The organism is Proteus hauseri ATCC 700826, assembly GCF_001654965.1.
GTDB lineage: Bacteria > Pseudomonadota > Gammaproteobacteria > Enterobacterales > Enterobacteriaceae > Proteus > Proteus hauseri.
In genome coordinates this window covers 92,712-118,468 of record NZ_LXEV01000016.1, presented here as the reverse complement: position 1 = coordinate 118,468, position 25,757 = coordinate 92,712, and the positions used below count along the sequence as shown (strand labels likewise).

Annotated in this window: 25 protein-coding genes and 1 pseudogene; 13 read left to right on the top strand and 13 right to left on the bottom strand. The window is 38.3% G+C overall.

Annotated features, from left to right (window positions below; translation table 11 throughout):
• Positions 1–7: 7 nt before the first annotated feature.
• The 3 genes from M997_RS05105 to thiI all read right to left on the bottom strand — a co-directional run bounded on the left by M997_RS05105 (position 8) and on the right by thiI (position 3,017).
• Positions 8–361 carry a hypothetical protein gene (locus M997_RS05105; RefSeq protein ID WP_064719034.1) on the bottom strand — a complete coding sequence of 118 codons (354 nt, stop codon included), beginning with the start codon at positions 359–361 and terminating at the stop codon, positions 8–10.
• A complete protein-coding gene (locus M997_RS05100) occupies positions 358–1,404 on the bottom strand; it encodes a hypothetical protein (RefSeq protein WP_064719033.1) in 1,047 nt (348 codons plus the stop codon). The genes M997_RS05105 and M997_RS05100 overlap by 4 nt, the downstream gene beginning before the upstream one ends.
• 161 nt (positions 1,405–1,565) lie before the next feature.
• Positions 1,566–3,017, bottom strand: coding sequence for a tRNA uracil 4-sulfurtransferase ThiI (gene thiI, locus M997_RS05095; RefSeq protein ID WP_064719032.1), 1,452 nt, complete (start codon positions 3,015–3,017; stop codon positions 1,566–1,568).
• A gap of 200 nt (positions 3,018–3,217) precedes the next feature.
• Here thiI and xseB point away from each other — a divergent pair, with 200 nt between their 5' ends.
• From xseB to M997_RS05045, 10 genes are all read left to right on the top strand, one after another.
• On the top strand, positions 3,218–3,481 hold the full coding sequence (xseB, locus tag M997_RS05090) for an exodeoxyribonuclease VII small subunit (protein WP_064719171.1): 264 nt from the start codon (positions 3,218–3,220) through the stop codon (positions 3,479–3,481).
• Positions 3,482–4,405, top strand: coding sequence for a (2E,6E)-farnesyl diphosphate synthase (ispA, locus tag M997_RS05085; RefSeq protein WP_064719031.1), 924 nt, complete (start codon positions 3,482–3,484; stop codon positions 4,403–4,405). It begins immediately after the preceding gene.
• 65 nt (positions 4,406–4,470) lie between these two features.
• Positions 4,471–6,339, top strand: coding sequence for a 1-deoxy-D-xylulose-5-phosphate synthase (gene dxs, locus M997_RS05080; protein WP_064719030.1), 1,869 nt, complete (start codon positions 4,471–4,473; stop codon positions 6,337–6,339).
• 347 nt (positions 6,340–6,686) lie between these two features.
• A complete protein-coding gene (gene rbsD / locus M997_RS05075) occupies positions 6,687–7,106 on the top strand; it encodes a D-ribose pyranase (RefSeq protein WP_064719029.1) in 420 nt (139 codons plus the stop codon).
• Positions 7,107–7,113: 7 nt separating this feature from the next.
• Entirely contained in the window at positions 7,114–8,622 is a 1,509-nt protein-coding gene (gene rbsA / locus M997_RS05070) for a ribose ABC transporter ATP-binding protein RbsA (RefSeq protein WP_064719028.1), read from the top strand.
• A gap of 1 nt (position 8,623) precedes the next feature.
• Entirely contained in the window at positions 8,624–9,589 is a 966-nt protein-coding gene (rbsC, locus tag M997_RS05065; protein WP_064719027.1) for a ribose ABC transporter permease, read from the top strand.
• A 41-nt stretch (positions 9,590–9,630) separates the two neighbouring features.
• Positions 9,631–10,521, top strand: coding sequence for a ribose ABC transporter substrate-binding protein RbsB (gene rbsB, locus M997_RS05060; protein ID WP_064719026.1), 891 nt, complete (start codon positions 9,631–9,633; stop codon positions 10,519–10,521).
• 77 nt (positions 10,522–10,598) lie between these two features.
• Positions 10,599–11,525 carry a ribokinase gene (gene rbsK / locus M997_RS05055; protein ID WP_064719025.1) on the top strand — a complete coding sequence of 309 codons (927 nt, stop codon included), beginning with the start codon at positions 10,599–10,601 and terminating at the stop codon, positions 11,523–11,525.
• Between the two features lie 4 nt (positions 11,526–11,529).
• Positions 11,530–12,537, top strand: a complete 1,008-nt coding sequence (rbsR, locus tag M997_RS05050) for a ribose operon transcriptional repressor RbsR (RefSeq protein ID WP_169816676.1) — start codon at positions 11,530–11,532, stop codon at positions 12,535–12,537.
• Between the two features lie 386 nt (positions 12,538–12,923).
• A complete protein-coding gene (locus tag M997_RS05045) occupies positions 12,924–13,259 on the top strand; it encodes a zinc ribbon domain-containing protein YjdM (RefSeq protein ID WP_064719023.1) in 336 nt (111 codons plus the stop codon).
• A 125-nt stretch (positions 13,260–13,384) separates the two neighbouring features.
• Here M997_RS05045 and thiL read toward each other — a convergent pair whose 3' ends face one another.
• The 10 genes from thiL to queA form a co-directional block, all read right to left on the bottom strand.
• The gene (gene thiL / locus M997_RS05040; protein WP_064719022.1) at positions 13,385–14,371 is read right to left on the bottom strand and encodes a thiamine-phosphate kinase; all 987 of its coding nucleotides are present in this window, start codon (positions 14,369–14,371) and stop codon (positions 13,385–13,387) included.
• A 93-nt stretch (positions 14,372–14,464) separates the two neighbouring features.
• Positions 14,465–14,878 (bottom strand): transcription antitermination factor NusB, encoded by a 414-nt coding sequence (gene nusB / locus M997_RS05035; protein ID WP_064719021.1) that lies wholly within the window; start codon positions 14,876–14,878, stop codon positions 14,465–14,467.
• A gap of 28 nt (positions 14,879–14,906) precedes the next feature.
• Entirely contained in the window at positions 14,907–15,377 is a 471-nt protein-coding gene (gene ribH / locus M997_RS05030; RefSeq protein WP_064719020.1) for a 6,7-dimethyl-8-ribityllumazine synthase, read from the bottom strand.
• A 212-nt stretch (positions 15,378–15,589) separates the two neighbouring features.
• The gene (gene ribD, locus M997_RS05025) at positions 15,590–16,741 is read right to left on the bottom strand and encodes a bifunctional diaminohydroxyphosphoribosylaminopyrimidine deaminase/5-amino-6-(5-phosphoribosylamino)uracil reductase RibD (protein WP_064719019.1); all 1,152 of its coding nucleotides are present in this window, start codon (positions 16,739–16,741) and stop codon (positions 15,590–15,592) included.
• Between the two features lie 64 nt (positions 16,742–16,805).
• Positions 16,806–17,255 carry a transcriptional regulator NrdR gene (gene nrdR, locus M997_RS05020; RefSeq protein WP_064719018.1) on the bottom strand — a complete coding sequence of 150 codons (450 nt, stop codon included), beginning with the start codon at positions 17,253–17,255 and terminating at the stop codon, positions 16,806–16,808.
• Between the two features lie 118 nt (positions 17,256–17,373).
• Positions 17,374–18,342, bottom strand: a complete 969-nt coding sequence (secF, locus tag M997_RS05015; RefSeq protein WP_064719017.1) for a protein translocase subunit SecF — start codon at positions 18,340–18,342, stop codon at positions 17,374–17,376.
• Positions 18,343–18,352: 10 nt separating this feature from the next.
• Positions 18,353–20,200, bottom strand: coding sequence for a protein translocase subunit SecD (gene secD / locus M997_RS05010; RefSeq protein ID WP_074379334.1), 1,848 nt, complete (start codon positions 20,198–20,200; stop codon positions 18,353–18,355).
• Positions 20,201–20,232: 32 nt separating this feature from the next.
• The gene (yajC, locus tag M997_RS05005) at positions 20,233–20,568 is read right to left on the bottom strand and encodes a preprotein translocase subunit YajC (protein WP_064719015.1); all 336 of its coding nucleotides are present in this window, start codon (positions 20,566–20,568) and stop codon (positions 20,233–20,235) included.
• 85 nt (positions 20,569–20,653) lie between these two features.
• Complete coding sequence (gene tgt / locus M997_RS05000) at positions 20,654–21,796, bottom strand: tRNA guanosine(34) transglycosylase Tgt (RefSeq protein ID WP_064719014.1); 1,143 nt, start codon at positions 21,794–21,796, stop codon at positions 20,654–20,656.
• A gap of 199 nt (positions 21,797–21,995) precedes the next feature.
• Positions 21,996–23,066 carry a tRNA preQ1(34) S-adenosylmethionine ribosyltransferase-isomerase QueA gene (gene queA / locus M997_RS04995; RefSeq protein WP_064719013.1) on the bottom strand — a complete coding sequence of 357 codons (1,071 nt, stop codon included), beginning with the start codon at positions 23,064–23,066 and terminating at the stop codon, positions 21,996–21,998.
• A gap of 107 nt (positions 23,067–23,173) precedes the next feature.
• On the opposite strand from queA, the gene M997_RS04990 reads away from it, so the two are divergent.
• The 3 genes and pseudogenes from M997_RS04990 to M997_RS17150 form a co-directional block, all read left to right on the top strand.
• Positions 23,174–23,761: an acyl carrier protein phosphodiesterase gene (locus M997_RS04990; protein WP_064719170.1), complete on the top strand. Its 588-nt coding sequence runs from the start codon at positions 23,174–23,176 to the stop codon at positions 23,759–23,761.
• A gap of 449 nt (positions 23,762–24,210) precedes the next feature.
• Positions 24,211–24,813 carry a peroxiredoxin C gene (locus M997_RS04985; protein ID WP_064719012.1) on the top strand — a complete coding sequence of 201 codons (603 nt, stop codon included), beginning with the start codon at positions 24,211–24,213 and terminating at the stop codon, positions 24,811–24,813.
• 769 nt (positions 24,814–25,582) lie between these two features.
• Positions 25,583–25,750: pseudogene (locus M997_RS17150) on the top strand (helix-turn-helix domain-containing protein); the annotation flags it as partial.
• Positions 25,751–25,757 lie beyond the last annotated feature (7 nt).

The following is a 25,757-nucleotide window of genomic DNA, read 5'->3' as shown; positions in this document are numbered from 1 at the left end:
GATTATCTTATCCCTTTAACTGTGATTTTTCTTTCAAAGTAATTCTTGGAATTCCATTATACTCACTAATAATACCGTTAATGCATATTGGCTTCCCCAACTTTAAATTAATTCCGGTAAACTCTCTTGCATTATCATCCCATATAATTGCATTAAACAATATATTAGAGTAATGGCTATCAATATTTAATAAGGTCATTTTATTAAATGATTTTATTTGTTCTAATTTTCCACAAACTATTTTTTCTTCACCTATATAATTATAGGCTTCACTTGCTGATATTGTTTCTTCTATTATCGGTGAAATATATTGTTTTTCATCTTTTATATCAATCAGCTGACTCTCTTTACTCCCTGTCAAAAAACAGAATTATTATCATGATTAATTTTATTTTCTATCGTTTTATTATCATAAAGATATATAGCAGAAATAATAACAATAAATAATGCGGAGAAAGAAAAAAGAAGTGAAATTTTATTTTGCTTTTGTGATTTCTCTTTATTTTCATCTAATAGCTTTATTATATTATTTTTAAATTCATTGTTTTTTTCTTCACTTAGCGTACCCAGCGCTTCGTTGGGTTTTATTCCTATTAATTCACCAAGAGCGACACTCGTTATTTTATCTTTTTCTGTTTCAGATAACTTTTTGCTTCCTTCCACCAATGTTATTACTTTGCGATTTGATGAAAATTGTTTTCTCTCTGCATCATTTAGACCTTTTCTAAATAAATCTAATTCATGTAATGTTTTTTCTCTTAACGACTGTGTTATTAAAGTAATTTTTTGTTGTTCTTCTAGTTTTGTTTTTAATTTAAGATTAAAATTAATAATTTTGTTTTTTTCTTTTAAAATATCGTCTACTTTTTCTTTATGTTCTTTTAATTGTGATATTTCCAGTATTTTTTCATTAAGCCTTAATTCTAAATCTGTTCTATAGTTTATTTCTTTAATTTTATCTTCCATTGCTTTTGAATAATCAATTTCTTGTTTTAATAATTCATTTCTAATTTCATTAATAACAAAGTTAGGTTGATAACGCCATTGTTGATTAGAGTACCTCAATAACATACAACCTACATTTTTAAGCAATGCATTTTGTCTTTTTAATAAGTCTCCAAAACTATAATAATCAATTGCATTATTATGTGATTGTATTTTGGATAACCCATCAACTTCTATTGCTAAACGAATTCCTTTGCTTTCATCTAACACCATAAAATCTATACGACGAGATCGATTATCTTGGTCTTTAAATGGAAATTGAGCTTGTAAATGACAAGCTTTTAATTCTGGTATCTGACTCAGAATTTTCTCTACAAATAAAACTTCATAGTTAGCAGGATGAATCATTAACTGACTGTTTTTATTAATCCATTCTTGCCATTCGCTCGATATAGACATATTTATGCAATTACTCATAAACACAAATTAATCTATAAATTTTACTTATATTAAAATTAAAGTCTATATTAATTAAGTATTCTCTATCATCACCGTTATAAAACCAAAAAAGCCACTCTATCAGTGGCTTTTAAATTTGGCAGATTAAAAGGTTTATTATGCTACTTTTTACGATAAACTTTTACGTTATCAAAACCTTGCTCTCGTAAAAAAAGTGCCTGTAAACGACTCATCATACCGCGGTCGCAGTAGAGTAAATATGTTTTTTCTTTATTTAAATCACCAAATTGAGTACCTAATTTATAGAAAGGTAACTCTTGAACTTCAACGCCGTCGAGTTTCAATGGTGAGCTCTCTTGTTCTTCTGGAGAACGAATATCCAAAACAACATCATTAGCTGTAAATTCAGAAACTGTTTCAACTTCAACCACTTGCTGTACAGTTTCTTCAGCAATACGACGGATATCCATATTTTTAGCGTTTTCAACAACAGTATCTAAAATAGCAAAATCGAATTTCTCTTCTTCCGCTTCTATTTTCTCTTTAACGGCTTTTACGGTTGGACTTTTTGAAATAACACCACAGAATTCTGGCATGGTACGTGCAAAATCTTCAGTACCTATTTGGCGCGCAATATTAATAATGTTTTCTTTATCATGTGTAATCAGTGGACGCAAAATTAAAGTGTCTGTCGCATTATCAATCAAACGTAGATTTGTTAATGTTTGACTAGAAACTTGACCTAATGCTTCACCTGTTACTATCGCCTGCACACCATAACGCTCTGCAACACGTGATGCCGCACGTACCATCATACGCTTAAGCACAACACCCATTTGGCCATCATCAACTTTTTCTAAAATTTCTGCGACAACGGGCTCAAAATCAACGGCAACAAAATGTACTTTATGAGAACGGCCAAAGCGGTTCCATAAATAGTGAGCAACTTGTTTAACACCGATTTCGTGAGCAGAACCACCCAAATTAAAGAAACAATAGTGAACCCTGCTACCACGACGCATTAGCATATAACTTGATACACCTGAGTCATAACCACCGGAAATCAGCGATAAAACATCTTCTTGGGTACCAATAGGGAAACCACCAATACCTTCGTATCGTGCATTAACTAAAATAAGTTTATCGTCTTCAATTTCTAAATTAATAGTGACATCAGGACGCGTTAATTTAACTTTTGCACTTTCAACATGCTGATTAAAACCACCACCGACATAACGCTCAACTTCATTTGAAGTAAAGCTATGTTTGCCACGACGCTTAGCACGAACACAGAACGTTTTATTTTCAACTAAATGCCCAAATGCAGCAAATGTTTGCTCAAAAATATGGTGTAAATCGGTATAGCTGTGCTCTTCAACTTGTAAAAAATGATGGATACCCGGAATTCGAGTTAATGCATCACAAACATCAGCACTTTTACTTTCATCTTTACTTACTACGATAATATTGTCCCAATTACGAACAACTGTAGTATCCTCACCTAACGTGCTTAATACATTACGAATATTACTAGTAAGAATTTTGATAAAACGTAAACGTACAGAAGGGCTTTTGATTGTGATTTCTGGAAATAATTTAATAATAAACTTCATAGTCAATTAGTCATAGGTTATTAAGTAGATACATAAACTACAGTGATGTTGATTGACTGGAGTTTATAAAAGTCACAAAGTATATCACCAATATTTAGGGCTCACCCGCAAAAATCACTGACTGAATAAGAAATTTTCTGCTTAAGTGTAGTAAGATGATCGCTATTATTCAGCTAACATGCTTTATTATCAGAAATATTATGGCTAAAAAAACGACATCTATTAACGAAGACATCGCTCAAGTACCAAGCTTTGAAGCATCAATGCAAGAACTTGAGCAAATAGTTAACCGCTTAGAATCAGGTGAATTGCCTTTAGAAGAGGCGCTCAATGAGTTTGAACACGGCGTTCATCTAGCCCGTGTTGGACAGAAAACCTTACAAGATGCCGAGCAACGCGTTCGTATCCTTCTAAAAGAGGACGACAATTCTGCTCCTGATGAATTTATCCAAGAGGCTGAATAATTGAGTAACGCTATTTCAAATTCGGATACATTCCGTCAAAAATTACATTTAGCGCATCAACGTGTCGATGATGCATTAAATCAAGCATTATCAGCACTTCCTTTCACCGATATGCCATTAGGCAAAGCCATGCACTATGGTGCTCTTTTAGGTGGCAAACGCTTACGCCCTTTTCTTGTTTATACTGTCGGTGAAATGTTTAAAGTTCCTACTATTAATCTTGATGCTCCCGCGGCGGCTGTTGAGTGTATTCATGCTTATTCACTTATTCATGATGACCTGCCAGCAATGGATAACGATGACCTGCGCCGCGGTAAACCTACTTGTCATATTGAGTTTGGTGAAGCCAATGCCATTTTAGCCGGGGATGCTTTACAAACTTTAGCTTTTGAGATTTTAGCCAAGAATTCAATGCCAGATGTTACTATGTCAGATCGCATTGCTATGATTTCAGAATTAGCAACAGCCAGTGGCCTTGCGGGGATGTGTGGTGGTCAAGCACTTGATCTTGATGCTGAAGATAAATCAGTCGATTTAGTCTCTCTTGAAAAAATCCATTTGCATAAAACGGGTGCATTAATTCGTGCCGCAGTTCGCCTTGGCGCATTTACTGCGGGTCAAAAAGGTCATGATGTTTTACCCGCTTTAGATAAATATGCACACTCCATTGGACTAGCCTTTCAAGTGCAAGATGACATTTTAGATGTTATTGGTAGCACAGAAGAGACCGGAAAACGCCAAGGAAGTGATCAAGAATCAGGTAAAAGTACTTATCCTGCATTACTTGGTTTAGAGCAAGCTCAAAAGAAAGCACAAGAATTGTATAACGAAGCATTGGATGCTTTAGCGTTTCTAGAGCAATACGAGTACGATACAACCACGCTTAAACAATTAGCGAGTTTTATCGTTGAACGGAAAAACTAATAAAAAATAAAGAGAGCAGCTTACCTGTTCTTTCCCTATTTAAGTGATTAATTAATAGGCATCACATGAGCATTGATATCGAAAAATATCCCACACTGGCGTTAGTTGATACTCCTGAAGATTTGCGCCTTTTACCAAAAGAGAGTTTACCCAAACTCTGTGATGAGCTAAGGCTATTTCTTCTTAACAGTGTCAGCCGCTCAAGTGGTCACTTCGCCTCAGGTTTAGGTGCTATTGAGTTAACCGTTGCCCTTCATTATGTCTATAAAACACCTTTTGATAACCTTATCTGGGATGTGGGACACCAAGCCTACCCGCATAAGATCTTAACAGGTCGCCGTGATCGTATTGATACTATTCGCCAAAAAAATGGTTTACATCCATTCCCTTGGCGCGAAGAGAGTGAATATGACAAACTTTGTGTCGGTCACTCATCTACCTCTATTAGTGCGGGTCTTGGAATGGCTGTTGCAGCCGAACAAGAAAATCTAGGCAGAAAAACAGTCTGTGTTATTGGTGATGGTGCAATCACCGCAGGTATGGCTTTTGAAGCAATGAATCATGCGGGTGATATTGAACCAGATATGTTGGTTGTGCTTAACGATAATGAGATGTCAATTTCAGAAAACGTAGGTGCGCTAAATAATCACCTAGCACAACTACTTTCAGGCAAACTGTACACCACCTTACGCGAAGGTGGGAAAAAAGTTTTTTCTGGTATTCCGCCAATTAAAGAATTACTGAAAAAAACTGAAGAACACATTAAAGGCATGGTGGTTCCCGGCACCATGTTTGAAGAATTGGGCTTTAATTATATTGGGCCTGTTGATGGTCATGATGTCATCGCATTGGTACAAACATTAACCAATATGCGTGATTTAAAAGGCCCTCAATTACTGCATATTATGACCAAGAAAGGTCGTGGTTATGCGCCAGCAGAACGAGACCCAATTAGCTGGCACGCAGTACCTAAATTTGATCCACAAACAGGGACACTACCTAAAACCCCTAATGCACGTCCAACATTCTCCAAAATTTTTGGTGAATGGTTATGTGAAGAAGCAGCCACTGATCCTAAATTAATGGCAATTACCCCTGCAATGCGCGAAGGCTCAGGCATGGTACGCTTCTCTAAAGAGTACCCTGAGCAATATTTTGATGTAGCGATAGCAGAGCAACATGCAGTGACTTTTGCCGCAGGTTTAGCTATAGGTGGTTATAAACCTGTAGTGGCTATTTACTCAACCTTTTTACAGCGTGCTTACGACCAAGTTATCCATGACATTGCCATCCAAAAATTACCCGTTCTTTTTGCTATTGATCGGGGTGGAATTGTCGGTGCTGATGGTCAAACTCACCAAGGTGCTTTTGATCTCTCATTCTTACGTTGTATACCTAATATGGTCATAATGGCACCAAGTGATGAAAACGAATGTCGCCAAATGCTTCATACTGGGTATCAGTATCAAGAAGGCCCTGTCGCTGTTCGATATCCAAGAGGCTCAAGTATTGGCGCTGAGTTACAGCCTCTTTCAACATTACCAATTGGTAAAGGCATTATTCGTCGCCAAGGTAAAGGTATTGCTATTCTTAACTTCGGTACACTACTTCCAGAAGCCTTAAAAGCAGCAGAAAAACTTGATGCAACAGTTGTGGATATGCGCTTTATTAAACCACTCGATAAATCACTTATTCGGTCATTAGCACAACAACACGATACACTTGTTACGCTAGAAGAAAACGCAATTATGGGTGGAGCTGGTAGCGGTGTTAATGAACTACTAATGCAAGAACGTTGCTTAGTACCGGTCTTAAACTTAGGTATTCCTGATCTTTTTGTACCACAAGGTGGACAAGAAGAGATCAGAGCAGATTTAAAACTTGATGCTAAAGGCATTGAAGAATCCATTATCACTTATAATCTAATAAATTGATTCATAAGCTTTAAAAGTCGTTCCTATTTCATAAATAGGAGCGACTAATTAAAATCTTAGCCACTTCTCCTTTAACTTTCTTTTAAAAAATTACCCTCTAGTATTGTAATAATTAATTCTTAATAACCGACATAAAATATAATACCACTAGCAATAATCACAATAGAAAATCATATTTAAAGTTGAATCCATTCAGCGTTAATTTTTTCAATTAGTTAGATTTTCCTTTCTTTTTGCTTGCTAACGAAACGTTTCGATCTCGCTCACAATTCAAATAACTCCTGCTTGTTTTCTACCTTTTATTTTCTAGTATATGCATAGCGAAACGTTTCGCTGAGGAGGAAGAAATGAAGAAAGGGGTATTACTAAATAGCCATATTTCTACGGTTATTTCATGTCTTGGCCATACAGATAGAATAACTATTGCGGATGCTGGATTACCTATTCCCTCCTGCGTTGAGCGTATTGACCTTGCATTAACTCAAGGGATCCCTGATTTTATATCCGTCTTACAAACCATAACCCATGAAATGCAAATTGAAGCGGTTATGTTGGCTGAAGAAATCAAAAGCATAAATCCCATTTTATTAAGTGAAATCACAACTTATCTGCATTTATTAGAACAACAACAAAAAAACTCCATTGCGATTTTTTATGTCACCCATGAAGAATTTAAAAAGCAACTACCTAAAAATAAAGCAGTAATCAGAACGGGTGAATGCTCACCTTATGCCAATATCGTACTGTTTTCCGGCGTGACCTTCTGAGGGAAATATGGAACCTTTACTTGAACTCAAAGATATTGATAAGTCATTTCCTGGCGTAAAAGCCTTATCAGGAGCAACATTGCGCATTTACCCAGGGCGAGTCATGGCTCTTGTCGGGGAAAATGGTGCAGGTAAATCTACATTAATGAAAGTACTAACCGGTATTTATAAAAAAGATGCGGGTGAAGTCATTTATCAAGGAAATAATTGTTCATTCAATGGTCCAAAATCATCTCAAGAAGCGGGTATTGGTATTATTCATCAAGAGCTTAATCTAATTCCTGAACTCACCATTGCTGAAAATATCTTTTTAGGTCGTGAGTTTACTCGCGCTTTTGGCGCTATTGATTGGAAAAAAATGTACGCAGAAGCTGATAAGCTTTTAGCCCGATTAAACCTCTCATATAGCAGCCACCGTTTAGTATCTGAATTATCAATTGGTGATCAACAAATGGTTGAAATTGCCAAAGTACTTAGTTTTGAGTCTAACGTTATCATCATGGATGAACCAACCGATGCGCTTACTGATACAGAAACTGAATCTCTTTTTAGCGTAATTAGAGAGCTAAGAAATCAAGGTTGCGGCATTGTTTACATCTCTCACCGTTTAAAAGAAATTTTTGAAATTTGCGACGATGTTACGGTGCTACGTGATGGGCAATTTATCGGCGAAAAAACCGTTGCTTCATTACAAGAAGATACCTTAATTGAAATGATGGTAGGCCGAAAATTAGAAGAGCAATACCCCCGCATTAATATCCCTTTAGGAAAAACTAAACTTAATGTCATTAATTTAAGTGGCAAAGATGTGCATGACGTCAGTTTTTCATTACATGAAAATGAAATTTTAGGTATTTCAGGATTAATGGGTGCTGGTCGTACTGAATTAATGAAAATCATCTACGGCGCATTAACAAAAACTAACGGCACTGTTGAATTAGATGGCAAACCTTGCCAAATAACCAAACCTGCTGAAGGTCTTGAACAAGGTATCGTTTATATTTCTGAAGATAGAAAACGCGATGGCTTAGTACTTGGTATGTCAGTTAAAGAAAATATGTCATTAACCGCCCTGCGCTATTTTAGTAATTCAATGAGTGTGCTTAACCATAAAGAAGAGCAACTTACTGTGGGTGATTTTATTAAATTGTTCAATATAAAAACACCGTCGATGGATCAAACCATTGGTTTTCTCTCAGGAGGAAACCAGCAAAAAGTTGCTATTGCCAGAGGCTTAATGACTCGTCCTAAAGTACTCATTCTTGATGAACCAACTCGTGGTGTCGATGTTGGTGCGAAAAAAGAGATTTATCAGCTAATAAATAAATTCAAACAAGAAGGATTAAGTATCATCTTAATTTCTTCAGAAATGCCTGAGGTAATGGGGATGAGTGACCGCATTTTAGTCATGCATGAGGGGCGTATTAGTGGCGAATTTTCAGCTCACAATGTCACACAAGAGATGCTAATGGCGGCTGCGGTTGGCAAACAATATGGCGCAGAGGTAGGAGTTTGATATGAGTACTAATTCAATGCCAGCGTCAAAACGCTGGTTTTCTAAAGCTTGGTTGCTAGAGCAAAAATCACTAATTGCATTACTGATTTTGATTGTTGTGGTTTCTACACTCAGCCCAAATTTTTTCACTTTAAACAATATTTTCAACATTCTACAACAAACCTCGGTTAACGCCATTATGGCTGTAGGCATGACATTAGTCATTTTAACCTCCGGTATTGATTTATCTGTTGGCTCATTATTGGCATTAACCGGTGCTGTTGCTGCTTCTATGGTCAGTGCGGATGTCAATGCGATGGTCGCAGTTGTTGGTGCATTAGCACTTGGTGCAGCAATAGGTGGTGTTACAGGCATTATCGTTGCTAAAGGTAAGGTACAAGCTTTTATTGCTACCTTAGTGATGATGTTATTGCTACGTGGTGTTACGCGTGTTTATACCGATGGTAGTCCAATAAATACCGGCTTTAGCGATAATGCGGATCTTTTTAGCTGGTTTGGTATTGGACGTCCTTTTGGTATTCCAACCCCTATCTGGTTAATGATGATAGTCTTTTTAGCTGCTTGGTATTTATTACATCACACCCGTTTAGGTCGCTATATCTATGCTCTTGGGGGCAATGAATCTGCAACACGTTTATCGGGAATTAGCGTCGATAAAATTAAAATTGCCGTTTATGCCTTATGTGGTTTATTAGCCGCTCTTGCGAGTGTTATCGAAGTTGCACGCCTCTCATCAGCGCAGCCAATGGCCGGTAATGGTTATGAACTTGATGCTATTGCCGCCGTTGTGCTTGGTGGCACGAGTTTGGCTGGTGGTAAAGGTCGCATTATCGGTACGTTGATTGGGGCTTTAATTTTAGGATTTCTAAATAACGCACTGAATTTATTAGGTATATCATCAAATTATCAAATGATAGTAAAAGCAGTCGTCATATTACTTGCTGTTTTGGTAGATAACAAAAAATAACGCTCTTTTCTCTTAATCCGAACCCGACAGGAATTTATATTATGAAACTAAAAAAGATGGCAACACTTCTTTCTGTTGTTGCACTTAGCGCCACAATCAGCGCCAATGCTTTTGCAAAAGAATCTATCGCGCTTGTTATTTCCACACTAAATAATCCTTTCTTTGTCACCATGAAAGACAGTGCTCAGAAAGAGGCTAACCGTTTAGGTTACGATTTAGTGGTGCTCGATTCGATGGATAATCCAGCCAAAGAGCTTGCTAACGTGCAAGATTTAACAGTAAAAGGCACTCGTTTAATGCTGATTAACCCAACAGATTCTGATGCGGTGGGTAACGCGGTAATTATGGCGAACAAAGCCAATATTCCTGTTATCACGTTAGACCGTGTTGCAAACAAAGGCGATGTGGTAAGTCATGTGGCTTCTGATAACCGCCTCGGCGGTAAAATGGCGGGCGATTATATTGCTGATAAAATAGGAAATGATGCCAAAGTGATCCAACTAGAAGGGATCACAGGAACTTCAGCTTCACGTGAACGTGGTGACGGCTTTAAGCAAGCGGTTGATGCACATAAAATCAATGTATTAGCAAGCCAACCTGCTGATTTCGACCGCACTAAAGGTCTTAATGTGATGCAAAACTTACTGACAGCCTACCCTGCTGTTCAAGCCGTATTTGCTCAAAATGATGAAATGGCATTAGGTGCATTGCGAGCACTACAAACTGCGGGCCGCACTGATGTGTTAGTCATTGGATTTGATGGTACTAATGATGGCATTAAAGCCGTTAATCGTGGCGTTTTAGGTGCAACGATAGCACAACGCCCTGATCAAATTGGTATTATCGGGATCCAAACCGCAGATAAAATTCTAAAAGGCGAAAAGGTGGATGCAACAATCCCTGTTGAGCTTGAATTAGTTATCAAAAAATAACAAAAATTATGCCACGAAGTTTTTTCGCTTCGTGGCAGCTTTAATCATTAAAAACGTTTTCCACAAGGATAATGGCTATGACAACACCTCGCCTTGCTGTACTTGGTAGCATTAATGTTGATCACATTATGAATATTTCACAATTTCCTAAGCCTGGTGAAACAATTATTGGTCATCACTACAAAATTGCCTTTGGCGGTAAAGGTGCTAATCAAGCTGTTGCTTGTGGCCGCAGTGGTGCTGATACCTTATTTATCGCCTGTGTGGGTGATGATTCTATTGGTAGCGATATCATTGCTCAATTAAAAACGGATAATATTCAAACCTATGCCATCAGTATTATCCCAGAAACACCAACAGGTGTTGCAATGATATTGGTTAATGAACAAGGCGAAAACGTTATTAGTATTAGTGCTGGTGCAAATGCAGCGTTAACCCCGGCTCATTTCACACAGTATCACCATGCCATTGAGCATGCTGATGCGCTATTAATGCAGCTAGAATCTCCATTAGATACCGTATTTGCCGCGGCAAAATTAGCTAAATCACATCAAACAAAAGTAATTTTAAACCCAGCCCCCGCACTGCCTTTGTCGGATGAATTTCTGAGTTTTATTGATGTTATTACGCCAAATGAGACAGAGGCAGAAATATTAACAGGTATTTCTGTGCATGATGAATCAGGCGCCGCAAAAGCAGCAGAAGTATTACATAGCAAAGGAATTAAACAGGTTCTTATAACCTTAGGTAGCCGTGGAGTTTGGTTTAGTGAACAAGGGAAAGGAACGATTATTCCTGGTTTTAGTGTAGAAGCTGTTGATACCATCGCCGCAGGTGATACATTTAATGGCGCATTTGTGGCTGCAATACTAGAAGGTAAATCTTCCATTGAAGCTATCCGTTTCGCACATGCTGCTGCCGCAATTGCCGTAACACGCCACGGAGCCCAATCATCAGTACCTTGGCGAGATGAAATTGAATCTTTTTTAGCAGAGCGAGCATAAAACCTTGGCAACAATGAAAGATGTCGCCCGTTTAGCGGGCGTTTCGACATCAACCGTTTCACATGTTATCAATAACAACCGTTATGTCAGTGAAGGCATTCGTAAAAAGGTCAATGATGCAATTGAATCTTTAAATTACGCCCCTTCCGCACTCGCACGCAGTTTAAAAATGAACTGCACACATACAATCGGTATGTTGGTAACAACAAGTAATAATCCATTCTACGCTGAAGTAGTGCGTGGGGTTGAGCGTAGTTGCTATGAACGTGGTTACAGCTTAATTTTATGCAACACAGAAGGCGACTATGAACGTATGGATAGCAGCCTTGAAACATTGTTACAAAAACGCGTTGATGGTTTATTGTTGATGTGTACTGAATCACGCACACCTTCTAGCGAAGTTCTTAGCCGTTATCCTCGTTTGCCTATGGTAATGATGGATTGGTCACCATTTGAATATGGCGGAGATATTATTCAAGATAATTCACTATTAGGTGGCGAAATGGCAACACAATACCTTATTGATAAAGGTTTTACTGAAATAGCTTGTATTGCAGGCCCTCAAGATAAATTACCAGCAAAATATCGCCTACAAGGCTATTACAATGCAATGCAAAAAGCAGGACTCCCTATCCGTGAAGAATTTGTCTTAACCAGTGATTTCGAATTTGCGGGGGGATTAACAGCCATGCAGAAATTACTTTCACTAGCTAAATTACCACAAGCAGTTTTTACCTGTAATGATGCAATGGCTGTTGGCGCTTATCAGGCAATTTATCAAAAAGGACTACGTGTACCTGAAGATATTTCGGTGATGGGTTACGACGATATTGATCTTGCTTCTTATATGATCCCACCACTTTCAACGATTCATCAGCCAAAAGATGAATTAGGTAAACTTGCCGTTAATCAATTACTCCATCGTATGGAAAATATCGATGCTAAAGCCAATGTGTTGGTACTTACACCGAAGCTTATTGAGCGTGGTTCAGTGATCAATTTCACAAAATAAGAACAAGAAGATCAACACTATTATTGATGATGCTCTCTTTTAATCTGGGGGCGTTTATTTTTAATTAAATTTATTTAAATAACCATTAAATATCAACTTGTTAGTTAATTTTTAAAACTATAAATCTTCGCCTTTATTTCTTCTTTAACGCCCTATATTAATCCTTTTTTATTCACTCGCGCCATCATAATTGGTGAAGGATGAAATTTTTCATCAAATCTATTATACTGTTGCCCTTTCGCATTATCTGATGCAGACCCATTTTGGGCATTGCTTTGGGATTTTCACTCTTAAACGATAATGTGTTCTTTAATTTATTGGGCTAGTGTTATTCGTATTTAAATGATTTATCACTCCCCATTTTGATAAAATTTGAGAGTATTATTATGTCATTACCTTCTTGTCCTAAGTGCAATTCAGAATACACCTATGAAGATGGTGCAATGTATGTGTGCCCTGAATGTGCGCATGAGTGGAATGATTCTGAGCCTGTCGTTGAAAGCGATGAATTAGTGGTTAAAGATGCTAACGGCAATCTATTAGCCGATGGCGATGCAGTGACTGTGATTAAAGATTTAAAAGTAAAAGGTAGTTCGACCATGTTGAAAATTGGTACCAAAGTAAAAGGTATCCGTTTAGTGGAAGGCGACCATAACATTGATTGTAAAATTGATGGTTTTGGGCAAATGAAGTTAAAATCTGAATTTGTTAAGAAAAACTAAGATAGCAGGTTACTGATAATATCTGGCTTAATTAATCTGGATGTTATCACGATCCTGAAAAAGGCGCTTATTAGCGCCTTTTACTTAATAATTATTTAGTTATTAACCAACAGTTATTGATTAGTTCAATCAATGCTCTCTGCGCTAAAATGATCAAATCCTTTCAGTGAAGGATGTACTTCTTTACCATCACGCAAATAACGAATACCTTCCGCAATTGGCATTATTTGTCCTACACAGTGAAAATCAGCACCAGTATGAGCAAGTGCAATATCTAATGCACCCCGGTTAATTTCTGGCACGGTAAAACATAATTCATAATCTTCACCACCGCTTAGCGCCCATATTTCAGCTTGCTCAGAGCTAACTTCTTCTTTCATTGCCGCAGAATAAGGTAAAGCATCTAAGTTAAGGCGAGCACCGCAACCACTTGCCGATAAAATATGGTTTAAATCAGAAATTAAGCCATCTGAAATATCTATCGCTGATGTGGCTAAATGACGTAATGCCTGTCCTTGCAATAGCCTAGGCTGTGGCCGTAAATGTCTCGCAACAAAGTAATCACGATTTGCTGGCGCGGTTGGATGTAATCTATTTTGTAATATGGCAAGCCCAGCGGCACTATCACCTAATGTTCCAGTGACATAAATCCAATCACCAATCTTGGCACCTGATCGTAATAATGCAGTTCCTTGTGGAACAAGCCCTTGTATGGTTATTGTTAAACTTAATGGGCCTCGCGTTGTATCACCACCAATTAATTGGATGGCGTAATAATCAGCTAAAGCAAAGAAAGAACGGCTAAATGCCTCAAGCCAATCACTATTAGTATCAGGGAGCGTTAATGCCAGTGAGGCCCACGAAGGATCGGCGCCAACAGCAGCAATATCACTAATATTTACAGCAAGGGCTTTATAAGCGAGATCTTCAGGGGAGATAGTCGGAAGAAAATGGATCCCACTCACAAGAGTGTCAGTACTAATCGCAATTTGTTGTTTTTCTGGTACCGTCAGGATTGCGCAATCATCGCCAATTCCCGTACTGACATCCTTTCGCTTTACAGGCTGTGAAGTGAAATATTGCTTGATAAGATCAAATTCACCACAAGGCATTATCTATTCCCTATTAAGCAGAGCATATTAAACAAAAGGCCGGAAATACCGGCCTTGGATTATTGATTTACCATAGAGGAAACGTGAATAACGTTATTTTTTACGAACAACAGGTGCCGCTTTATCAAGAACGCCATTAACAAACTTATGGCTATCGTCCGCACCAAATACCTTAGCCAGCTCAATCGCTTCGTTAATCGCAACTTTGTAAGGAACATCTTCACGGAAGCTAAGTTCAAACATTGCTAAACGTAAAATCGCTTTTTCAACTTGGCCTAACTCTTCCAATTGGCGGGATAAATAAGGTTCCATTGCCTTATCTAAACGAGCTGCATTAATAGCAACACCCACTAAAAGCTGACGAAAGTAAGCAATATCTACACCTTGGGTATCCTGCTCGGATAAAAACTCCAATTCCACATCCGCGATGTCATTTCCGGATAATTGCCATGAGTAGATAGCCTGAACAGCACACTCACGAGCACGACGACGAGCAGCAGGTTTCACAAAATTCCCCTTTAGTTAAAACAGATGATTAGCCCTTTATGGCTTTAAGTACATTGATCATTTCAAGTGCTGTCATTGCTGCTTCAGCACCTTTGTTGCCCGCTTTAGTACCAGCGCGTTCAATAGCCTGTTCAATACTTTCAGTTGTTAAAACACCAAAAGTCACAGGGATCTCACTTTGCATTGCAACTTGAGATAAGCCTGAACTACATTCGCCAGCAACGTATTCAAAATGTGCGGTTCCACCACGGATAACAGTACCTAATGCGATAACTGCATCATATTTGTCGGTTTCTGCTAACGCTTTAACCGTTAACGGTAGCTCATAAGCACCTGGAACCCAAACGACGGTAATATTTTCAGAGGAAACTTGTCCAATGCGTTCTAATGCATCAATCGCACCTTCTAATAGGCTGTCGTTGATGAAATTATTAAAACGGGCAATTGCAATTGCTACGCGTGCGTTTTGCGCCGCGACAACACCTTTGATTACGTTCATAGGTTACCTTTTTCTCCTATCCGCGGGGCGCGGATTTTATCATATTCTTTCCTTTACTGCGCTCTGTTTTATTATTACACAGCAAAGGAGCCAAAAACCCTTGATAAATCAAGGCATTTAGTTGGCTGATAACAATGTCGTAACGACAGGAAATAACACACACGGCGCCATTTTACTACAAATAGCGCCGTAGACACACTTATTTGCGTCTATTAATAACGAGGTTTTAAGCAGACTCTAATATCAGAGCCAATTTGTTGAAGTGAATCTATTGTAAATTCAGGAGCTTCGGATAACGATGATAGCGGTGAAAGTGCAAATAATCCCCTAGCATCGTTACCTAAAATTTTAGGTGCAATATAAATAATTAGCTCGTCTACTAACCCAGCTTCTAATAATGCGCCAGCAAAATGAGCACCACTTTCTACCCACAGGGTATTAATATTACGTCGACCTAATTGCATCATTAGTAAAACAAGATCAACGCCATTATTCTTACCATTCGTAGGTAATAAAATTTCACAGACATTTCCTTGCCACTCATTTTTTTGAGAGTGAGTACGCGCTAACCAACACTCTCCTTCAATTTGCGTGATTTTGTGTTTTGGCGTTACTCTGTTTTGACTATCGGTAATAATTCTAATGGGCTGGCGTAGTTCTTCTTGTGGATAAATGGCTTTAATTTCGTTAGAAAGTTCATCCCAGCGTACATTCATTGAGGGATTATCTGCCAATACAGTGGCACTTGTCGTCAAAATTGCACTGGCTTGTGCTCTGAAATTTTGCACATCTTGACGAGCAGCTTTAGATGTTATCCATTGGCTTTCGCCATTAGCCAGTGCCGTTTTACCATCTAAAGATGCACCTAATTTGAGTTGGATATAAGGGAATCCTGTTCTCATACGCTTAAAAAAGCCAACATTAAGTTTTTCAGCTTCTTGCATCAATACACCATGAGAAACATCAATGCCCGCAGTCAGTAATTTATGTAAGCCACGCCCTGCAACTTGAGGGTTAGGATCTTGCATGGCTGCAACAACTCGCACTATGCCAGCATTAACCAAAGCATCTGCACAAGGTGGCGTTTTACCAAAATGACTACAAGGTTCTAAAGTGACATAAGCTGTTGCCCCTTTAGCATTATTACCTGCCATTTTTAATGCATTAACTTCTGCATGAGGGCCGCCAGCATGATGATGGTAACCTTCACCAATAATTTCACCCTCTTTAACAATCACACATCCAACATTAGGGTTGGGTGATGTAGTAAAACGACCAAGTGCTGCAAGCTCAATAGCACGACGCATGAATTTCTCATCATCGTGGTGGTCAGTAAAATCGATGTTATTGTTGTTATTTATCATAATAATTACATTTAAATTTATTATTTATCGTTATTTTTCAAATTATTAAATTAAAGTTTATTTCTTAATCCTGTAATTTGGCAATTTCTTCGCCAAAATCACGAATATCTTCAAAGCTACGATAAACAGAAGCAAAACGAATATAGGCAACTTTATCGAGCTTTTTCAATTGCTCCATAACAAAATTACCAATCTCTTTTGATGGAATTTCTCGCTCACCCGTGGCTCTTAGTTGTGATTTAATTTGGCTAATTGCCGCCTCAACATCATCAGAACTTACAGGGCGTTTTTCTAATGCTTTTAACATGCCTCTACGTAATTTTTCTTCATCAAAGGGTTCACGTATTTCATCACTTTTTACTACCCTAGGCATCACCAGTTCTGCGACTTCAAAGGTAGTAAATCTCTCATGGCATACAAGACATTGACGACGACGGCGCACTTGTGAACCATCACCAACAAGTCTGGAATCAATTACTTTGGTATCTACGGCTCCACAAAATGGGCAATGCATAGTTATTCCTACTTTTTGACAATACTCATAAACAGTGTACCTGTTCAGTGAACAAAAAACACCCTGTCAGTCATTAACTGGCAGGGTGTCCGCGATGTTTTATCAGAGAAACACTCAATTAAGGTAAGAGAGTTGTCTGATCCGCACCCTCTTTTTCCACTTTTTGTACAATCAAGTGTTCACGTTTCATGCCCATTTTCAGTGCTAACGCAGAAGCCACATAAATGGAAGAAATTGTACCTATCGTAACACCGATCAACATAACTAAAGAGAAGCCTTTGAGCATTGAACCACCAAAGATATACAGCATTAATACAACTAACAATGTTGTTGCTGATGTCATGATGGTACGGCTTAATGTCTGCGTCAAAGAAACGTTCATAATTTCATATGATGTTCCACGACGAATTTTACGGAAGTTCTCACGAATACGGTCTGATACAACAATACTATCGTTTAGTGAGTAACCGATAACAGACATCAATGATGCCACAATGGTTAAGTCGACTTCTATTTGAAATAGTGAAAGTAAACCGAGCGTAATCACTACGTCATGCGCAAGGGAAATAACAGCACCCAGCGCCAAACGCCATTCAAAACGGAATCCAACATAAATAAGAATACAGATAAGTGCAGATAATAACGCCATTGCCCCCGTTTGAGCCAATTCACTACCTACACTTGGCCCAACAAATTCAATCCGTTTAACTGTCGCATCGTTATCAATTTCAACATTGATAATATCGATGATTTTCTTACCTAATTCTTGTCCTGCCTGTCCTTCAACAGGAGGCATACGCACCATAATATCGCGGCTGCTACCGAAGTTCTGTAACAGAGGATCTTTATAACCAGCAGCTGCTAGGCTATCACGCATTTTATCAAGGTCTGCCGGCTGACTGAGATTGATCTCAATTACCGTACCCCCAGTAAAATCCAATCCCCAGTTAAATCCTTTCACGGAAATGATAGCAATTGACGCTACCAAAAGCAGAAACGAAATACTAAAGGCGACGTTGTCCCAACGCATAAAGTCAATGACTCTACGACCGTGGTTTAATTGTTCAACAGTATAATCCTGTGCCACAACGTGCTCCTTAAATAGACAGTTTCTTAATGCGTTTACCACCATACAGCAGGTTGACTATCGCACGAGTACCGACAATAGCGGTAAACATGGAGGTCGCAACCCCGATAGCAGTTGTGATTGCAAAGCCTTTAATAGAGCCAGTACCGACCGCATAAAGGATCACCGCTGTAATCAGTGTGGTTAAGTTCGCATCAATAATACTGGAGAAGGCTCCTTTATAACCTTCATGGATTGCTTGCTGTACTGAGCGTCCGTTACGTAACTCTTCTTTAATACGTTCGTTTATCAGTACGTTAGCATCGACCGCTACCGCAAGTGTTAACACAATACCTGCAATACCTGGCATTGTTAGCGTTGCACCGGGTAATAATGACATTACCCCGACAATCAACACCAAGTTCGCCATTAATGCGGTACTCGCAATCACACCAAATTTACGATAATAAAGAATCATAAAGGCTACAGAAGCAATCAGACCCCATAAACACGCTTCTAAACCTTGTGTAATGTTCTGAAGACCTAAAGTTGGCCCAATGGTTCTTTCTTCAACAATTTGGATTGGTGCAATCAAAGCACCTGCACGAAGTAACAGCGATAATTGGCGTGCTTCATTTGCGTTAGAAATTCCCGTAATACGGAAGCTATTTCCTAAACGTGTTTGAATATTGGCAACGTTAATGACTTCTTCATTTTTTACCAATATTGCACGATCATTTTCATCGCGTTTTCCACTGTCTTTATATTCTACAAAAAGCGTTGCCATCGGTTTACCGACGTTATCTTTTGTAAAATTAGACATAATGGAACCACCCGCACTATCAAGTGAAATACTCACTTGTGGCTGACCATATTCATCAGACTGAGACGTTGAGTCTGTAATATGATCACCCGTTAAAATAACGCGTTTATAGAGAATGGCAGGAGCACCATCACGGGTATATTTCACTTCTGAGTCACCCGGGATACGGCCTGTTTCTAGCGCTGATGGGTCAACAGCAGTATTTACTAAACGGAATTCTAATGTTGCAGTTGCACCTAAAATTTCTTTTGCACGAGCAGTATCTTGGATACCTGGTAATTCAACAACAATACGGTCAGCGCCTTGACGTTGAACTAATGGCTCAGCAACACCGAGTTGGTTTACACGGTTACGTAAAATGGTGATGTTTTGTTGTACTGCATAAGTACGTGCATCACGTAAACGTTCATCAGTAAAAATTGCTCTTAAAGAGTTATTAGCACCATCTCTAAAAATTAAATCTGGGTTACGACGAGAGAGGTAATCTGAAGCTTTAGAGCGATCATCTGAGTTACGAAAACGAACTTCAACACCATAATTATCCGTTTTACGGATAGAAGAATACGCAATGCCTTCGTCACGTAATAAAGTACGTAGACTCTCAACATTTTGTTCCTGAAGTTTGCCTAGCGCAGTGTCCATATCAACTTCCATCAGGAAGTGAACACCACCACGTAAGTCTAACCCCAGTTTCATTGGCTCACCACCAATGGCTTCTAACCATTTTGGTGTTGCAGGAGCAAGGTTAAGTGCAACAACGAACTGGTCACCTAAAGCAGGTAACAACACTTCACGGGCACGTAACTGAATATCAGGGTTATTGAAACGAGCCAATATCGCACCATTTTCCAGTGCAATTGATTTCGCTTCTATTTTTTCTTTATCTAATAAAGATCGAACTTGATCCAGTGTTTGCTCATTGGCGGCGGTTCCCCGCGCGCCAGTGATTTGAACAGCCGGATCCTCACCATATAGGTTAGGAAGTGCGTAAAGCAGACCGATGAGGATAGCGAATATCAGCATCAGATACTTCCACAAAGGATAACGGTTTAGCACGGCAGTTCCCTTTTCCCTTTGGGGAAATTAAATTAAATTGCTTTCATTGTGCCTTTAGGTAACACAGCAGCAACAAAGTCACGTTTGATGGTTACTTCAGTTGTTTCATTCAGAGCAACAACAACATAGCCGTTATCTGAAACTTTAACAACGCGTCCGATTAAACCGCCAGTGGTTAAAACTTCGTCACCTTTACCAATAGAGTCCATCAATTTACGATGTTCTTTAGTACGTTTTTGCTGTGGACGTAGGATCATAAAGTAGAAAATCAAAATAAAGATCACTAACATCGGTAAAATAGACATAAAGCTTGCTTCAGGCGCTGCTTGTCCAGCAGAAGCAACAGCATCAGAAATGAAAAAACTCATTCACTTTTCCTCATTGTTGTCGATATCGACGATATTCAAATTATAAGCCCAATATCATACACAGAATTGGGCTTTGTCGTATACATTAATCACACTTACTTGTACTGCTATTTAACGGTGGCACGGGTTTTCCGATACGCTCGTAGAATTCGTGGACAAACTCTTCAAAACGACCATCTTCAATAGACTGACGAATTTCGGCCATGAGACGCTGATAATAACGTAAATTGTGAATTGTATTCAGCCTTGCACCTAAAATTTCGTTACAACGATCAAGGTGATGCAAGTAAGCGCGGCTATAGTTTTTGCATGTATAGCAATCACAATGCTCATCTAACGTTGATGTATCTGAACGATGTTTTGCATTACGAATTTTAACTACACCATCAGTCACAAAAAGATGACCATTTCGCGCATTTCGTGTTGGCATCACACAGTCAAACATATCAATACCACGACGGACACCTTCAACTAAATCTTCTGGCTTACCAACCCCCATTAAATAACGGGGTTTATCCGCTGGGATTTGTGGACAAACATGTTCTAAAATACGATGCATGTCTTCTTTCGGCTCACCGACTGCAAGGCCGCCGACAGCGTAACCATCAAAACCGATTTCGACTAGTCCTTTTACGGAAATATCACGTAAATCTTCGTAAACACCGCCTTGAATAATGCCGAATAATGAATTTTTGTTATTTAACTCATCAAAGCGTTGACGACTACGTTTTGCCCAGCGTAAAGACATTTCCATTGAATTTTTTGCATAATCCCAATCTGAAGGATATGGCGTACATTCATCGAAAATCATCACAATATCGGAGCCAAGGTCGTATTGAATTTCCATCGATTTTTCGGGGCTTAAAAAAATCTTTTCCCCATTAATGGGATTACGGAAATGGACTCCCTCTTCTTTAATTTTACGCATTGCGCCTAAACTAAAGACTTGGAACCCCCCTGAATCCGTTAAAATTGGTCCTTTCCATTGCATAAAATCATGTAGATCACCGTGTAATTTCATGATTTCTTGGCCAGGGCGCAGCCACAAATGGAAAGTATTACCTAATAGGATTTGTGCACCTGTTGCTTGCACTTCTTCAGGAGTCATTCCTTTAACTGTGCCGTAAGTACCCACGGGCATAAATGCAGGTGTTTCAACAACACCACGATCAAAAATAAGGCGACCACGACGTGCATTACCATTAGTCGTTTGTAATTCGTATTTCACACATCCTCCGGGCACCAGAAAAACAGTCTGATGCGTAATAAAAAAACAGCACATTCTAAACATTTGTTAGACGACTGTATATGTTACATCAATAAAAACCCGTGTTGAGTCAAGGTCATCGGGGGGTTAATAGTGAAATAACAACACACTTGACCTAAAAGACAGACTTAAAACGATAAATTCTGATGATATATCTAAGTTATATTCCAACTTTTTCATCTATAGCTAATGGATTACGCGTAATAAACATCGCATCTCCATAACTAAAAAAGCGATATTGTTGTTCAACTGCTTCTTTATAGGCATTCATGGTATTTTTATACCCTGCAAATGCAGATACCAACATAATCAACGTAGATTCGGGTAAATGGAAGTTGGTAATTAATGCGTCGATAACTTGGTAGTTATAGCCTGGGTAAATAAAAATCTGAGTATCATCAAAGAAAGGAGCAATCAATGCATCTTTTGCCGCATTAGCAGCACTTTCTAAAGAGCGTACAGAAGTTGTTCCTACCGCAACGACTTTATTACCACGTGCTTTGCACGCTAATACGGCATCCACTACATCTTGAGGCACTTCTGCATATTCAGAATGCATGGTGTGCTCTTCAATATTATCAACACGAACAGGTTGAAAAGTACCCGCTCCTACATGCAGGGTAACAAATGCCATCTCGACACCTTTATTTCTTAAAGCTTCAAGTAAAGGTTCGTCAAAATGCAGACCCGCCGTTGGCGCAGCAACCGCACCTGGGCGCTCGTTATAAACCGTTTGATAAAGCTCTTTATCAGATTCTTCATCAGGGCGATCAATATAAGGAGGTAGTGGCATATGCCCAATACTATTGAGAATAGTCAATACATCTCGCTCATCATCAAAACGGATTTCAAAAAGTGTATCGTGACGCGCTACCATAGTAGCTTGAACACTTTCATCCTCACCAAGAATAAGCGCAGCGCCCTCTTTGGGTGATTTAGATGCTCTTACATGGGCCAACACGCGATGCTCATCAAGCATACGTTCAACCAATACCTCAATTTTACCGCCAGAAGCTTTACGTCCATATAAACGAGCAGGAATAACTCGCGTATTATTAAAAACCAGCAAGTCTCCAGCATTTAATTTATCTAAAACATCCGTAAATACATCGTGCGATAATTCCCCCGTTGTGCCATCAAGAGATAGCAAGCGACAACCACTGCGTTGTGGCTGAGGATAATGAGCAATCAAGGCTTCAGGTAGTTCAAAACGAAAATCTGATACACGCATAATTAAACAGCTATATTGATAAAAAACAGGCGGACTAGTCTAGTGCTGAGAGCTAATCAGTGCAACAAAGAAGCTCTTTTTTATTTAAAAAGCGCTATGATATTGAAATGAACTATCTCGCACACTTACATCTCGCCTTTAGAGCAAAAAGCTCTCTATTAGGCAATATGATGGCTGATTACGTAAAAGGCACGCCTAGCTCTGATTACAGCCCCGCTGTCGTCGAAGGCATTCGTATGCACCGACGCATTGATGTGCTAACAGACACACATCCTTTAGTAAAAGAAGCGCGTTTACTTTTCCCTACTGAATATCGCCGTGTTGCTCCAATTACCTTAGATGTTTTTTGGGATCATTTTTTGTCGTTGAATTGGTCTCAATTTGAGCCACAAATACCACTCACCGAATTTGTAACACAGACCCGAAAAATAATTGAACCTGATTTATGGAAAACACCAGAAAAATTCCAAGAACTCAACGAATACTTATGGTCACAATCTTGGCTTATCCGTTATGCAGATCCCGCTTATATTGAACAAACATTAAAAGGAATGGCACGCCGCCGGCCTAAACTCAGTGCACTTGCAGGTTCTTATATTACTCTTGAAACGCATTACAGCGAACTCAGTGAGATTTTTTGGCAGTTTTATCCACAATTGCTAGAAAGAGCACAACAACATCAGTTGAATGACTGATACATTTACACTTATTTTTTAATTCATCTTTTTGTTATATATTGATATTACGTTGTAATATCAATAAGATGCTTGAATTAGCCACCACTTTATTGGTAACGATTTGTTAACAAGCGTGGTATTCGTTTTCAAAGTTGATTAGAATACCGAGTCATACAAGGAGTCATAAATAATCCTACTTTATCGTATTCAGTTAATAGTTAGAGTCTATTAAATAGATTGTTCTGTTCGACTTTATCGATAGCGATTGATTATTTATGCTGTATCCATCATTTAAAAACAGGGTACATACTCTAAATAATTCGAGGTGTAGCTAGGCGACAAGTGAATGAGTCACTAGCAGCATACAAAAGTATGTGACTAGCGCGAATGAACACAGTCAACAACGCTACAACTTGAAGTATGACGAGTATAAATATCCTTAATATTTCAATCTACAGGAGTACATTATGGTTCTGGTTACTCGTAAAGCCCCTGATTTCACTGCTTCAGCTGTTCTTGGTAACGGTGAAATTGTTAATGATTTCAACCTGCATTCATTTATCAAAGGCAAACCTGCCGTTATTTTCTTCTGGCCAATGGATTTCACCTTTGTTTGCCCTTCAGAACTGATTGCATTTGATCACCGTTTTGAAGAATTCCAAAAACGCGGTGTGGAAATCATCGGTGTTTCTATGGACTCTGAGTTCGTTCATAACGCATGGCGTAAAACCCCTATCGATGATGGTGGTATTGGTGAAGTAAAATACCCAATGGTTGCTGATATCAAACATGACATCATCAAAGCCTATGGTATCGAACACCCAGAAGCCGGCGTAGCGCTGCGTGGTTCATTCCTGATTGATAAAGAAGGTGTTGTTCGTCACCAAGTGGTTAACGACCTGCCATTAGGTCGTAACATTGACGAAATGATCCGTATGGTTGACGCTCTGCAATTCCACGAAGATCACGGCGAAGTTTGTCCAGCTCAGTGGGAAAAAGGTCAAGAAGGTATGGGCGCATCTCCAGATGGCGTTGCTAAATACCTGAAAGCGAACTCTGGTAAGCTGTAATACCGTCATTAAGTTAGTAATATAAGTTACTTTCTATAAAAAGAAATATACTTAAAAAAGATAAAGCCTCTTTTGGGGCTTTATCTGTCTATATCTGTTTATAAACGGATAGTAAAAAATATCCCTCTTCTTATTCTCCTCTCGTTTTAAAAAATCTGTTAATTCATCTGACTTTTTTAAGTTTTAAATAAAAATCCAAACTAAATAGTCATCATATAACGATATAAAAAGATGCTAATCATAAAATGATATTAAATAAATAATCATCATAATATGATTTAATTTTTATTTTTAATGAATAGCCATATTATTAGAAACAAATTATTACAGTTATTATTATATTCTTACTCATTTTTTAGGCTCACTTTGAATTATATTTTCTCGTGAGCATTAATATCAAAAACAATCACTCTATTTCTCATCAATATATTTTTCTAATATAAAACAATGCATTAAGCATAAAAAATAAAAACATCAGAAAAATATCGGAAAAATAAAACCACTTGAAGTGGTAAAACCGATCAATAAATCAATTACAATAGACAAAACCTATCAAAACTATACTGATTGATCGTTTAAAACGCTTTTACAACAGATTTGAATAAATATAACCTTGGCTTCAGATAAAAGAATATTTAACTTAAGGTAATTAAAAAATGAGTACTTTAAATACTGGAAACAATTTAAATTTGTTTATTGGCCATTTTATAAAAAAAAAAGAAAATTAAAAAACCTATCAGGCAAAGAACTAGGTAAATTATTAAAACCAAGTCAACAACAAATATCTAGATATGAAAATGGTAAAACATCTTTTACTTTAGAATATATATTGAGCTTTTCTTCCATATTAGAAATGGATACTTTTGAACTATTCGAAGAAATAGAACTATGGCTAAAAAAAAATAATATTGTAGAAACAAAAATAATTTACTACTAGAAATATT